Source organism: Desulfoconvexum algidum, assembly GCF_055382125.1.
Genome location: NZ_AP042394.1, coordinates 105,337 through 119,399 on the forward strand (window position 1 = coordinate 105,337; position 14,063 = coordinate 119,399).

At 47.3% G+C, this 14,063-nt stretch carries 11 protein-coding genes; 4 read left to right on the forward strand and 7 right to left on the reverse strand.

Annotation, left to right across the window (positions count from 1 at the left end; genetic code table 11):
• Positions 1-44: 44 nt before the first annotated feature.
• The 3 genes from ACZ45G_RS00465 to tatA form a co-directional block, all read right to left on the reverse strand.
• Complete coding sequence (locus tag ACZ45G_RS00465) at positions 45-383, reverse strand: P-II family nitrogen regulator (RefSeq protein WP_464174633.1); 339 nt, start codon at positions 381-383, stop codon at positions 45-47.
• Positions 370-3,009, reverse strand: a complete 2,640-nt coding sequence (gene glnD, locus ACZ45G_RS00470; RefSeq protein WP_464174634.1) for a [protein-PII] uridylyltransferase — start codon at positions 3,007-3,009, stop codon at positions 370-372. Before glnD ends, ACZ45G_RS00465 begins: the two co-directional genes overlap by 14 nt.
• A 321-nt stretch (positions 3,010-3,330) precedes the next feature.
• On the reverse strand, positions 3,331-3,516 hold the full coding sequence (gene tatA / locus ACZ45G_RS00475; RefSeq protein ID WP_464174635.1) for a twin-arginine translocase TatA/TatE family subunit: 186 nt from the start codon (positions 3,514-3,516) through the stop codon (positions 3,331-3,333).
• A 257-nt stretch (positions 3,517-3,773) separates the two neighbouring features.
• Here tatA and ACZ45G_RS00480 point away from each other — a divergent pair, with 257 nt between their 5' ends.
• Positions 3,774-4,625, forward strand: a complete 852-nt coding sequence (locus tag ACZ45G_RS00480) for an AAA family ATPase (RefSeq protein WP_464174636.1) — start codon at positions 3,774-3,776, stop codon at positions 4,623-4,625.
• A gap of 12 nt (positions 4,626-4,637) precedes the next feature.
• Positions 4,638-5,831, forward strand: a complete 1,194-nt coding sequence (locus ACZ45G_RS00485; protein WP_464174637.1) for a vWA domain-containing protein — start codon at positions 4,638-4,640, stop codon at positions 5,829-5,831.
• A gap of 39 nt (positions 5,832-5,870) precedes the next feature.
• On the opposite strand, the gene ACZ45G_RS00490 is transcribed toward ACZ45G_RS00485, so the two are convergent.
• From ACZ45G_RS00490 to ACZ45G_RS00500, 3 genes are read right to left on the reverse strand one after another with little or no spacing between them, the layout of a single operon-like run.
• Positions 5,871-7,760 (reverse strand): aldehyde ferredoxin oxidoreductase N-terminal domain-containing protein, encoded by a 1,890-nt coding sequence (locus ACZ45G_RS00490; protein WP_464174639.1) that lies wholly within the window; start codon positions 7,758-7,760, stop codon positions 5,871-5,873.
• Positions 7,757-8,959, reverse strand: a complete 1,203-nt coding sequence (clsB, locus tag ACZ45G_RS00495; protein WP_464174640.1) for a cardiolipin synthase ClsB — start codon at positions 8,957-8,959, stop codon at positions 7,757-7,759. Before clsB ends, ACZ45G_RS00490 begins: the two co-directional genes overlap by 4 nt.
• Positions 8,956-9,993 carry a formylglycine-generating enzyme family protein gene (locus ACZ45G_RS00500; protein ID WP_464174641.1) on the reverse strand — a complete coding sequence of 346 codons (1,038 nt, stop codon included), beginning with the start codon at positions 9,991-9,993 and terminating at the stop codon, positions 8,956-8,958. Before ACZ45G_RS00500 ends, clsB begins: the two co-directional genes overlap by 4 nt.
• Positions 9,994-10,244: 251 nt before the next feature.
• Here ACZ45G_RS00500 and mrcB point away from each other — a divergent pair, with 251 nt between their 5' ends.
• Together mrcB and ACZ45G_RS00510 are read left to right on the forward strand one after the other, a co-directional pair.
• Entirely contained in the window at positions 10,245-12,554 is a 2,310-nt protein-coding gene (gene mrcB / locus ACZ45G_RS00505; RefSeq protein WP_464174643.1) for a penicillin-binding protein 1B, read from the forward strand.
• Positions 12,551-12,994 (forward strand): tetratricopeptide repeat protein, encoded by a 444-nt coding sequence (locus tag ACZ45G_RS00510; protein WP_464174644.1) that lies wholly within the window; start codon positions 12,551-12,553, stop codon positions 12,992-12,994. Before mrcB ends, ACZ45G_RS00510 begins: the two co-directional genes overlap by 4 nt.
• Positions 12,995-13,056: 62 nt before the next feature.
• Here ACZ45G_RS00510 and ACZ45G_RS00515 read toward each other — a convergent pair whose 3' ends face one another.
• The gene (locus ACZ45G_RS00515; RefSeq protein WP_464174645.1) at positions 13,057-13,881 is read right to left on the reverse strand and encodes a TatD family hydrolase; all 825 of its coding nucleotides are present in this window, start codon (positions 13,879-13,881) and stop codon (positions 13,057-13,059) included.
• Positions 13,882-14,063 lie beyond the last annotated feature (182 nt).

Sequence of the window (14,063 nt, forward strand, 5' to 3'; positions counted from 1 at the left end):
TCCTTTGCTTAGGGTATTTTGTTAAATATAAAAGGTTTCTTTGTTTAAAGTGCCTCGTCTCCTGTTTCACCGGTTCTGACCCGGATGGCCTGCTCCACGGACAGAACAAATATTTTACCGTCGCCAATTTTGCCGGAGTTGGCAGCATTTCTGATGGTATCAACTGCCTCCTGTGCCCGGTCATCATTGACCACAATTTCAACTTTTATTTTGGGAACAAAGTCAACCACATACTCGGCACCTCGGTATATTTCCTTGTGCCCTTTCTGGCGTCCGTATCCGTTGACTTCTGTTACGGTCATCCCGTAAATTCCGATGTCGCTGAGTGCTTCTTTGACATCATCGAGTTTAAAGGGTTTGATGATGGCTTCAATTTTTTTCATTTAGAACCTCCTTTGCAGATATGTGTGGAAGAGTGTTTAAAATAGATGTTTTAATTTGTTCAAGCTTTTCATCGGATTCAATTTTTTGATCTTCATTGATATCTCGAACGTAAAAAATATCAATGACCTGGTCTACTTTTCCTCCCACCATTGCCACATTGACATTCAGGCCATTGCGGTAGAGGGCGTTGGTAATGGAAAATAATAGCCCTGGAAAATCATAGGTTAATACCTCAATGATGGTGAAAAAGCTTGATGTTTGGTTGTCGATCCGAACCTTGCTTGTTTCAGGGGGGGTGCCCGAAGAAATGGCAAGGGTGTCGGGAATCTTGCCCAGGGCCTTGTCCAGAAAATGATCATCCTCAAGGGCCTGGGTCAGGTCTCGTTCTGCCTTTTCCCATTTTTCCCTTTCAAATATTAAATCCTTTGGGGGCATGACCTTGAAAATATCCAGGATATGGCTGTCGCCCAGGGAATAGGCTTGGGAGGCAACAATATCAATCTGGTTCAGGAAAAAAATCCCGGCTATTTTGGAAAAAAATCCCGGCTTGTCCTTGCCGCAGATGGAAACGGTTCGAATATCCGAGTTGTTTTCCTTGGTTATTTGCCAGATAAAATCTCTGTCTCGAAGGTTCCGGTACAAATTGATATGATCCACAATATTTTGGGCTGGAACATATAAGAGATACCGCTGGGACATGCCGTTTAACTGGTTGGTGACCTCTTCTTCCCGCCAGTTTTCCCTTAATAGTGCCAAGACCTCTTGTTTCTTTTTGTCAATGAGTCGCTGGGTCTTTTTGGATGCCAGTTCACCGGTTTTTAAAATGCCCATGGTCTTTAGAAAAAGGTCTTTTATAAGGTTCTCGGTCCAGTCATTCCATGCCTTGGGGCCGGTGGCCTTGGAATCTGCAACCGTGAGTAAAAAAAGCATGCGCAAAAGGCGGATTTTGCCGATGGTATTGGCTGTTGATACAGCGGTTTCCTCGTCAAAAATATCCCTGCGGGTAGCGGTTTTGGCCAGCAGCAGGTGGTGCTGGATCAAGAAGAGGGCATCTTCTCGTTCCGTTGGGTTGAACCCGAGTCGGTCCAGTATGGGGCCGGCAATCTTTACACCGCGTTTTGAATGTTCCTTGGCGGGATCTGATTTGCCAATGTCATGGAGGAGGGCTGCCACCAATAGAATGTTTTTATTCCGGATATCCTTAAAAATCCCGGCATAGAGCGATTTCATCCGAGTGGCGCCAGGCTCTTTAAAGCTGTTGATTACCTGAACACATCGGATGGAGTGCTTGTCAACGGGAAATAAATGGTAGTGGTTATATTGAATTTTGTTGACAATGGCTGAAAATTCGGGGATGAAGCGTTCAAGAATTCCCGTGGACAGCATGACATTGAGGACATTGAATTCCCAATAGGACAAGGCCAGGATCCGTTTGAACAGTTTAACGCAATGGGGATCTGTTCTCATTTCATCTGTCACCAGGTGAGAAAATTCGGATACAACCCGCATGGCCTCAATGGAGAGGGGAATTTTGGTCTGGCCGCTTTCCAGAAATATGTTTAACAGCAGGTCCGGTTTCTGGAGGATGGCCACGGTATTGGCAAAGTAGAGCCGTCTGTTTTTGATGACCAGGCCTTCTGTTTTTGTGGGCTTGGGGGTGGCAAATTCTTTTTTGATTTTCCGGCTGGAAAGAATATCTTCAAAGGTAATCTGGTTCAGCTGTTTTAAAAATTCCATTTTTTCATGGAGTTCGCCAAGAAACCGTTCCACATCCGGCTGCCCTGCTTTGTTTTTATAGCCAAGAAGGGTTGCCATCTCGGCCTGGTATTCAAAATGGAGGGTGTCGCATTTGCGCCCTGTGATATGGTGGAGCCGGTTTCTGATATCCCAGATAAAGGTCAGGGAATCTTCAAGACTGTCATATTCAACATTCGACAAAAATCCATAGTATTCCAGATCCCGCCTGAATTTGATATTGGATTTTATTTTTGAATACCAGAGCAGGGTGTGGTAATCGCGTAACCCGCCAAATCCGGATTTGAGATCCGGTGCCACCAGATAAGTCGAGTCCCCAAAGTCGGTAAGTCGCTTTTTTCCATGTTCAAACAGATAGTTCAGGGTGTCTTTGAGCCGTTTTCCCGACAACCGGGACCTGAAGGTTTCCATAAAAGAGGAATAGACCAGGGAGGCACCGCAGATAAACCGGGCATCCAGAACCGTGGTTAAAATGTCAAACCGCTCAAAGGACATGTCAATGCATTCTTCAATATTCCGGACCGCATATCCCACTTCAAATCTTGCATCCCACAGGGGGTATAAAAGTTCTTGGACAAAGGCTTCCACTTCCGGGGGTACGGATCGATCAAAAAGGATCAATAGATCAATGTCCGAATGGATGCACTGCTCTTTTCGGCCATACCCTCCCAGGGCGATAATGGCAAAGGGATTGCCGGAGACAACCATTTTTCGGGCAGAGATGCTCTTTTCAAACACGGTGTAAAAGTATTCATCCAGAAAAGAGGTCAGGGATTTAAGAAAATCCATTGATTCCCCGGCAAGGAACTCCTGGATCAGTGTTGCCCTTTTTTCGATTAAAATACTTGCTTCCGGTCTTTCAATGGTCATTGTTAAATTCCATTTTTTAAAAATACATGGTGACATCTATGATCTAATTTAATCCAATAAGCAATGGGCGTGCCAAGGCTTGCCTATCAAGCTTTTCAGAGCGGAGGCAGAATTGAGATGTGGAAATGAATTAAAAAATGAATTTTTAATTACAAAAATGTCACCATTTAGGGGTATAAGATTTCATTTTTGTAATTAAAAGAAAAGATGATCTTTATAAAGAATGTCTTGCTATCTGCAGGGAAGAAGGGGGAAATCCTCCGCCGGAAATAGAAACCATGTCCGGCGGGGGGGATATACCCTAAGGTCAAAGGAAGAAAACTAATCTTTATCGATTTTTTCGGGTTCGTCTTCCTTATGTTCAATGGGATCTTTTGTGGCTTTTTTGAAATTTTTAATTCCTTTTCCCAGGCCAGCCCCTATTTCAGGAAGTTTTCCCGCCCCAAAGATGATAAGAATAATAACAAGAATTATTATTAGTTCCGGCATTCCGAGTCCACCAATCATAGTACGCTCCTATTAAGTCATCACTTTTAAAATCAAAATAAAATTATTACCATTAAGTTGTATGGGTGTCAATCTTTTAGAGTTTGACAATAAAAAATCAAAACAACATATTTGTAATATAATAGGAATCCAGCTGGTGGTAATAAAATCCTTGTGAAAAGAGAGAAGATGATTCATATATTCTCTTATTGAATTATATTGAAGAATAGTAAATGGTAATAAAATTATAAAATACAAAATTTGTGGAGACATCATCAATGAACCAGCCCCTTAACAATGAATTCCATGGTGCGGAAAAATATGTTCTGGACACGGAATTGGCCTCAATTGTCAATATATCCATGAAACTGGAAATGCCCCTGCTGCTCAAGGGAGAACCGGGAACAGGTAAAACCATGCTGGCCTACGCCATTGCCGAAACCCTTTCCATGCCCCTTATTACATTAAATGTTAAATCCAGCATGAAGCTTGTGGAAGCCTTGTATCAGTATGATACCCTGACCCGGTTAAACGATTCAAGATTCGGGGATTCCAAGCGGGATGTCAGTGATATTGACGAGTATATTAAAATGGGAAAAATCGGCCAGGCCTTTTGTGCTGACAAAAGAACCGTGCTGCTCATTGATGAGATTGACAAGGCAGATACGGATTTCCAGGATGATATGCTGGATGTTCTGGATCAGATGCAGTTTGATATTATTGAAACCGATAGGACCGTAAAAGCGCTCCACAGGCCTGTGATCATTATTACATCCAATGCCAAAAAAGACCTGTCCGATCCCTTTCTCGGGCGGTGTAATTTCCACCACATTGCCTTTCCTGATCCCAAGATGATGCGCAAGATCATCAATGTTCATTTTGAAAATATCGACAACCGACTGGCAGAAAATGTCATCAATTCCTTTTATCGGTTAAGGGAGATTGAGGCCATTGAAAAAAAACCAGCCACCCGGGAATTGCTCAACTGGATCCGGGCATTGAATGCGGACCCGGATTTCAAGGCCAAGGATCTTGTCAAAGAAAAAATGCCCTTCCTGGGGGTTTTGTTTAAAAAGAGCCCGGATTATGAACGGGCCAAAGAGCTGACCACCAGACGCAAAATGTTTTAAGGGCGGTACTCCATGTTTGTAACTTTTTTTTATACCCTCAAAGAGGTCGGCATCCCGGTTTCTCCCACCTCTTTTCTGATACTGCAAAAAGCCCTGCACCAGGGGGATATCAACGGGCTGGATGAATTTTATACCTGCGCCCGGGCCATTCTGGTGAAGAGTGAACGTTATTTTGATCTCTATGATCAGGTGTTTGCCCACCATTTTGAAGGGGTTCCTCTACCCGAAGGGGATGGTTTTGAAATTGACGAGATTGCCAGGGGCATGCTGGATGAATGGCTGAAAAATCCTAAAGAATTGGCAAAAGCCCTTGGGATGGACGAAGAAACCCTGAGCAAAATGTCCCCGGACGAATTGATAGAATATTTTAAGAAACGTCTCAAGGATCAGGACGGCCGCCATGACGGCGGGAGTAAATGGATCGGGACAGGGGGCCGTTCTCCCGTGGGCCATTCAGGCCATCATCCCGGCGGCATGCGGGTGGGAGGGGAGTCCCGGAACAAATCAGCGGTAAAGGTGGCCAATGAACGGCGGTACAAGGATTATTCCACAAAGGGTCCCTTGACCCAGGCCAAGATGGGCGAGGCCTTAAAGCGATTGCGCAATCTTATTCCCGCAGGTCCCAAGGACATGATTAACATTGACGAAACCATTAAAGAGACCCTGCGCAATGCAGGAGAGATTGAGCTCATCTTTGACCGGGCATTAAAGGACCGGCTCAAGGTGATTCTTGCCATTGACAACGGGGGGTGGTCCATGGACCCCTATATAAGGGTGGTCCAGACCCTGTTTGACTATGCTAAATCCCAGTTTAAAGAGGTGAAGACCTATTTTTTCCACAACACGATCTATGATTATTTATGGGAGGATCCGGCCCGGTACAAGAAACCCAAAAGTCTCATGGAATTTTCCCGGCTTGATCCGGACACCCGCCTCATTGTCCTGGGGGATGCCAGCATGGCCCCCTATGAACTCATGGCCCATGACGGCTCCATCCATATTTCGGAAAGAAGCGGCAGGCCAAGCCTTGAACAATTGAAATTCATAGCCAAAACCTTTCCCCATACGGTTTGGCTTAATCCGGTTTCTGAATCCATGTGGGGGTATACCCACAGCATTATGACCATTGCCCAGATTTTTCCCATGTATGAACTTTCCCTGGACGGCCTTGAAAAAGCCGTGGAAAAATTAATGGTCAAAAACTAAGGGTAGAAAATAACCATTCCAATGAATGATGCAGCCGCATTACACGGGAAATTCCCGAAGCGTCTCATGGATGCCTTTGTGCATTTCATACCAGAACTCGTAAGCAGCCGCATGTTTATCTCTGGTGAAAAAGTCGATCCAATACTCCAGATCAGGATCCACAACATGATCTATTAATTTTTTGTTCTTCAGGAAGGTGAACACCATGTCCATATTACGCTCCGACTCCCAGAACACCGATGCATTGCGGCTGGTGATGCGGCCGGCCGTGAGACGGATGGACGTAAGGAAGGCATCCTTCTGCCCGAAGATGTTTTCTATTATATCGGGTATCAACGCTTCGGCCCAGGCCCTATGAAACCTGCAGACACCCAGGTTGTCCAGCATAAGTTCGTCTATCATGCGCCGGGCATTTTTTCTGCCCAATTCCCGTGGTGGAAAAAAATCTTGACCATAATACATATAATATTTTCCCATAATGGCCATGGGTGAAAAAACGCCGGGTGTCCAGTACTGGTTGGGAACCATCCAGCCCTGGCGGGCAAAGGCATTGTATACAAACTTTTCCAGCACGGCTTTGCCCTTTTTCCGCGCCAGACCCCGGGCCCATTTTCTGGCCCCGAATGCCAAAGATATTTTCCCTTCGGGTCCTGTCATCTGATCCATTAATGCCATTCCCAACTGGGCATTGTGCAGTGAATCACCCGTCACATCAAAACTGTCCATATCCCATCTGGGCAATTGATCCACCCCCAATTCCCGGGGCATTATCAGACCACTGTCCAGACAATCCATGAGCCAGGCAAGGGTCCCGCCCAGGGAAATGGCATCAAACCCCAGCTGGTCTGCATGGTGATTAATCTGTTCGGCTGCCCGCTGGTCAAAGATACCTAGCAGGGGCCCCATGGTCTGGTAGGGTTCGTAATCTTTTTTATAAGGCCCATTCATTTTTTTGCAGACGGCCGCGCATGGCTCACCGCAATTGCGCTGCTGTTTTGTTTGGATGGTCTCCTCATTGAATTGTTTGAGATAATGATTGAGGATAAACCGTTCATGAAGGTCCTTGCGCGCCGCCTCGGGCCAGTAGATGGTCCGGTAGTTAAAGGCGAGAATATCGCTGCCCATGGTTGCATAATTGATCCCGAAGGTGCCGCCGGTATTGAATTTCGGGTCAAAACGGTATTTGGTGGTGGCCTCCAGGTCCTTGGCTGCCATCCGCTGATTAAATTTGTCCTTAAACCATTGGTCTGCCACGGAACGGTCCTGGAAATCCTCATCAATATGTGTTCCACCATAGATGATGCCGATAATGCCGTGTTCCTGAAACAATTTGGAGCCAAATCCGCCCCGTCCCGCCCAGGTATCCACATGGGTCAACCGGCCTTTTTTTATTGGAGCAGATCCGATGGCACCGAAATCAGACCAGTGTGAGGCCGGTCCAACAGCCAGTACCCGGGGATCTTTTTCATACCGTGGTCCAAAGGTTTCAATGGCATGTTCCATCACAGCGTAAAGCCCTTTGCGCCCCGTTTCCCAGATCTGTTCAGGAACGACCTTGATCAGCTCCATTTCTATCTCTTCGCCGTGGTTGCGGTTCAGGTATAAAAGGCTTGGGTGCGAGGCTTTGCCAATGATACAAAGGTTGTTGATGCCCAGGTTATTAAACACCAGGGCTGCGCCTCCCATGGAAGACACATAGAATCCGTGCCAGCAGGGAGAAATTCCGGCAAAGACGAGCCGGTTGAATCCGGGGAAGACAGAGCCCGCCAAAAGTCCGGCACCAATGGTCAGAGCGTTATGCTTGAAGGCCAGGTGGATACCCATATCCACCGGACCAAAAAATTCGCCGGTACGGTTGCGCTGCATGCGGTAAAAACCGGTTCCAGCATCCACCATCAGGGTTTTGATCATATGAAGTGTATCACTCATCCGTGGGACCTCCTTTTTGTATTTTTTTCATTTTCATCTCCATGGGTGTCCGGGGCATAACCTGTCATACCGGTCATGAATCTCGCCAATCTGTAGCTTATCCATCTTTTTATCTGCTGATGGACAGGTTGAGTTTTCCAGTCAACCGGCTGTACCTGATGTGCACCGTTAGTGATGGCGGCCTCTATGCTTTGCTTTAATGTGCTGGCAAAGGCTTTACCCTCCACAACGATGTTTGCCTCAAGTGACAGCAGCAGGCTGAAAGGGTCCAGGTTCGAGGAACCTACCGTCGACCAATGGGTATCGATCACCGCAACTTTGGCGTGTAAAAAGCTTTTATGATATTCGTAAATTTTAATTCCCGCATCCAGAAAGCTGCCGTATAAGGATTTCGAGGCATACTGCAGCAATGGATATTCCATTCTTCCCTGCAACAGCAAAACCACCCGGACACCACGCCCGGCAGCATCCACGAGGGCACGGCGAAACTTTTTTCCGGGCAGAAAATAGGCATTTGCAAGAATGATTTCAGTGTGTGCCTGTTCAATGGCCCGAAGATAGGCATTTTCGATATCACGGCGGTGCCGAAGGTTATCACGTACCAGAAAAGCCGCCCGCATGCAACCCCTGGATTCTATAACCGGCACCGGTCCGTGATCGTCCCTACCATACACAGACAATCGGTTCCAGACCACCCGCCGCCACATCCGGTGGACAGATGCATGAATTTCTTTCACCAGCGGCCCTTCCACACAGACGGCGTAGTCATACCGAGGCGCTGTTTGATCAGGGGTCTCACAATCATTGATGATATTGATGCCGCCGACAAATGCCAGTTTCCGGTCCACAACCACAATTTTCCGGTGCAGGCGGCGTAACCTCTGGCGCCGAATCGTCCAGGGGGATATTTTTGGCCGGAACTTGATCACCATGACAGTGGCTGCAATAAGTTCGGCGACCACGGTTTTGGGCAACGGATTCGAACCAAATCCATCGATCAGCACGCGGGTCTTCACACCTCGCATGGCAGCCTTCTTGAGCGATTCTGCAATACGTCGGCCCATTGTATCATTTTTAAAAATATAGGCGGTCAGATAAATTTCATGCGCTGCCCTGTCCAACGCCGCCTCAAGGGCTGGAAAATAAGCTCCCCCGTTTTCAAGAAGGGTAATCTGATTGTTTGGAATCAATCGGGTCACAAGGGCATTGTCTCCAGAACCAGCCTGAAACCCAGATGATCGATTCTCATGCCGGCGATGGATTCATCCCGGCTGGTGCATCGCAGCCTTGACGTGTTGTCTGCAAAGGATCCTCCCCGGATCACCCGGGATTGTCCTTTTCCTTCATAACGCGGGTTTTTTTTTGCATGCCGGGAATAGGCATCTTTATGATAACTATCTTGACACCATTCTTTAACATTGCCGCCCATATCATACAATCCCAAATCATTGGGGGGAAAGCTGCCGACAGGTGCTGTTTCCCCGTGGAAATCACCTGAATTGCAGGTCCCGCAATTTTCATCAGGACGATAGGATTCATTGCCCCAGGAAAAATTAACAGCCCTTCCCCCATTTCTGCAGGCATATTCCCACTGGGCTTCAGTGGGCAGGGAAACCTTTTCCACGGTCTTTGCATTCAAAGTTTTTATAAAGTCCTTGATGTCATCAAAGGAAACATTTTCAACAGGACGGTCTAAGTCACCGGAAAATCGGGAAGGATTGCTTCCCATGACCCGATGCCACTGCTTCTGGGTTACCTCAAATTTTCCCATCCAGAATCCGCTGACACATACCTCATGGCCTGGCTTTTCATCTTTTTTACATTTTCCTGCCAAGGAATGACACCCCATCATAAAACATCGGCCAGGGATAAATACAAAGGCTATTCCGGTCACAGGATCCTTATAATAATCTCCTTTTGCATAAATGGGGAGTTGTGCATCATCAAAAGACATCTCACATTTTCCCGAATATCTCCACAATTCTAAGTCGTTCCAGATTTTTTCTGCCCGCCCCGATCCGTTATCATATGATTTTTTAATCCAGCACTTGGCCTTAAACGGATCTTTCAATGTCCCATTTCCATGGAAATAGGCCATTCCCAGATCGCACATGGCCTCAACATCCCCCCTTCTTGCTTCCTTGAGGAGTAAGGATAAATCCGGTAGGGTTCCTGCAAAACAATCGCAGGTCATGAACAGGACCATAAACAAAATTGACAATATTTTTTTCATATTTTTTCCCTTTCTGTAGTAAAGGACTTAATTCATGATGTAACCAAATTGGATTATATCTGTTAACACATTAACAAATAAGATTAAACAATAATGCCTTCCCATTAAAACGATTGGACCCTCCATAAATGTTTCTGGCTTTTTAATATCCATTACGGTATCTTTCTTCCTGCTGTGTGTCGCTTTTTTTAAAAATTTTCCAAAGGCCATTCTGTAAAGTGATACAGGCGTCTTTTGATATCGGAATTGAGATGAAAAAAACAGGTCTGATTTTAATAATTGTTCTTGTGGGACTCCTGGGAGCAGGAGCGGGTGTTTACCGGCATTTCTCAGGGTTTGACAAGGTTGTGAAGGAAAAATTTGAAGGCCGTCTCTGGGAGTTACCGGCCAGGGTCTATGCCCGGCCACAGGTTTTGTATCCGGGTATGGAGCTCTTTTCTCAGGCGCTGGCACAGGAGCTTGTGCTCATGGGGTACCAGCGGGTGCGGTTGCTCCAGGAACTGGATGTTCCGGGAAAATACATCCAGAAGAAGAATCAATTTACCCTCTTTTGCCGGCCCTTTGATTTCGGGGACAGGCAAACCCCTGCCTGCCGGTTGGTCCTGGAAATTGAAAAGAACAAGATTATGACATTAAAAAATTTAGACACCGGCCTTGTTCTGGATATGGTGCAGCTGGATCCTGTGCTTGTGGGCAGTTTTTTCCCGGTATCCAGGGAAGACCGGATTTTGATCGATCTTACGAACCTTTCTTCTCTTTTGCCCGATACCCTTATCTGTGTGGAAGACAGAGGGTTTTATACCCATTCTGGCGTGGATTTTCAGGCCATCTTGCGGGCCATGCTGGTCAATATCAGGAATTGGGAAATGACCCAGGGGGCCAGCACCATTACCCAGCAATTGGCCAGAAATTTTTTTCTGACCAAGGAAAAGACCTTGACCCGGAAGGTGAATGAGCTTTTCATGGCAGCAGCCCTTGAGCGGAACCATGACAAACAACAGATTATAGAAGCCTATGTCAATGAGGTGTACCTGGGCCAGGACGGGAACCGGGCGGTTCACGGGTTTGGCCTGGCCTCTGTTTTTTATTTCGGAAAATCCATTCAGGATCTCCAGGCCCATGAAGTAGCGCTTTTGGTGGGAATGCTTAAAGGGCCTTCCTATTATAATCCCCGGAAATACCCGGACAGGGCCACAAGCCGTCGGAACACCGTGCTCAGGATGATGGGGGACCAGCATCTTATTTCAGGGGAACAGATGGAAACGCAACTGGCCATGCCCCTGGGGGTGATTGAAACGCCGATGCAGGGGAATTCCCCCTTTCCGTTTTACCTGGATCTTGTAAAACGCCAATTGCTGACAGAATACAGGGAGGTGGATCTAAGATCCATGGGACTGCGGATATTTACGGCTCTGGATCCCCAGGTTCAGATGGCTGCCAGACAGACCCTTTCATCCCAGCTCAAAAAGATCTCCGCGGAAAAAAAGATAGGGATGCTTGAGGCCGGTGTCGTGGTGACAGCCACGGGCAGCAATGAGATCCAGGCCCTGGTCGGGGGAAATCATCCCCATGACAAGGGGTTTAACCGTGCCCTGAATGCCAGGCGGCCCATTGGATCCCTTATCAAACCAGCTGTTTTCCTAACGGCATTAAGCCGGCCAAACGCCTATACTCTGGTCACCCGGGTGGATGACGGGCCCATTACGATAAAGGTTCAGGACGGCAAAGACTGGGTTCCGGAAAATTTTGACAGACACTACCATGGCCAGGTGCCCCTTTATCTTGCCCTGGTCAATTCCTATAATGTTTCCAGTGTGCGGATGGGCATGGATGTCGGGCTTTCAAACGTTCTGGAAACCCTGCAAAAAATGGGGGTTAAAAGGGATGCCCCCTTGTATCCCTCCTCCCTGCTGGGCAGCCTGGAAATGTCGCCCCTTGAGGTGGCCCAGATGTATCAGACCCTTGCATCCGGAGGATTTTATTCTCCTGCCCGGAGCATCCGCGCCATTTATACGCCCCAGGGAAAGCTGTTGGAAAGATATCCTTTGACCATTGAGCAGCGCCTGGATCCGGGCGCTGTTTTTCTGGTGAACAAAATGCTCCAGGCCGTTGTCCTGGACGGCACTGGTAAATCCCTTAAAGAAATACTGCCAAGGGACCTGGGCGTGGCAGGCAAGACCGGCAGTACCAATGACCTTAAAGACAGCTGGTTTGCAGGGTTTACCGGAAACCGGCTGGCCGTTGTCTGGGTGGGCCGGGACGACAATCAGACCTGCAATCTCACGGGATCTGCCGGGGCCATGCAGGTTTTCGGGCATCTCATGAACCAGATTTCGAATCAGGCCCTGGATCTGGTTGTGCCGGAAAATGTGGAATGGGCTGTGGTGGATGCCATCACCGGCCTTAGAACCGATGAAACCTGTAGCAATGCCATGGCAATACCCTTTATCAATGGGTCTGTCCCAAATAAAGTTACTTCCTGCACCGGTCGGTTGCCGGTTGGCAAAATAAAGCAAAAACCCCGGTATTTAATTGACTGGCTAAAGGAGCTGGTAAAATGAGACGTTGTCACTTTATTCAGGGACTTTCCTGGCTGCTGTGCCCCATGTTCAGCCTGTTTCTCTTTTCCTGCGCAGGGCAACTTGGGCCGTCACACACACGGCCTGCAGAAAATCTGCCCCAGATCGGAGCTCGGCAAGAGACGCTTTCCCTGGAATCACCCCGCCCGGAAATTATCATCCGCCTGACAAAAAAAGCAGAACAACAGATTGCTGCAACCGAACTGGAAAAGGCCTTTACCACTTTGGAGCAGGCAGTGGATATTGATGCCCAGGATCCTTTCCTCTGGCATCTTCTGGCCAAAATTCAGCTGTTGCAGGGAAATTTGCACCAGGCTGAACAACTGGCCAGAAAATCCGATCTTCTAGCGGTTCATTCTTCCCAGCTTCGGGAAAAAAATAAGGAGATCATTGCCAGGGTACTTGAGCTGCAGGGGCAGTGAGTTTAATCTCCAGGCCCGTCCCCTCTGAAGACGATCCTGTCCGGCTGTCAAAAACTAACCTGCTAAAGCGGGAGGTTGTAAAATTTTAAGGTGTTTTCAAAAATAGTTTGGGACAAGGTTTCGGGGTCTACCTCTTTTATTTGCGCCAGTTTTACCAGGACAGATTTTACAAATGCCGGTTCATTCCGCCGGAACTTGTTTTTTTGGGGGGCCGGGGTCAGGTAGGGGGCATCGGTTTCAATCAAAAGTCTGTCTTCCGGGATTAAAGGGGCTATTCCCCTGAGATATTCCCCTCTTTTTTGGAGGGTTAAAATTCCGGTGATACCGATATGGTACCCCAGATCCAGGTAATTGAACATCTCTTTTCTTGTGCCTGAAAAGCAATGAACCACCCCTTTTCGGGCTGGGGGACCCTCTGATTTCAATATCTCGTAAAATCTTCCCTTGGAATCCCGTTCATGGAAAATCAGGGGGAGGTCAAGATCTCCTGCAAGGTTGAGCTGGGATAAAAAACAGGTTTCCTGATCCTTTTGCGGAGAAAACATCCGGTTAAAATCAAGACCGATTTCCCCCCATGCTTTGACACAGGTATGGTCTTTGGCCATGTTTTTAAGGGTTTCCAGGGTTTTTATGGAACAATTTTTTGCATCATGGGGATGGATTCCCACGGAGGTGATTATGATGGGATGACCCTGGACCTCCTGATTTGTATGATCCTGGGTTATCTTATTTTGGGCCAGCTCAATGGCTTTCAGGGAAGTTTGAACATCAACCCCCACAATCATCATTCCCCTCACCCCTTCCTGACAGGCCCTGTCTATTACCTCTGAAATATCATTGGAATAGGCCTTGTCATCAATGTGGCAGTGGGAATCAAAGAGTTTCATCAAGTGCTATTCCTTTTTTTTATTGTATGGCGTCACTGGTTTGCCTGACTGCCATTGATTGAAATGTCAAAGCCTTCACTGGTGGAAGAAGCCGGTTTACGGTTACAGTGAAGGCTTGGTGTATGGAAAACTGTTTTTCAGCACTCCTTGACACACGAAGAATATATCAGTAAATTCATCTT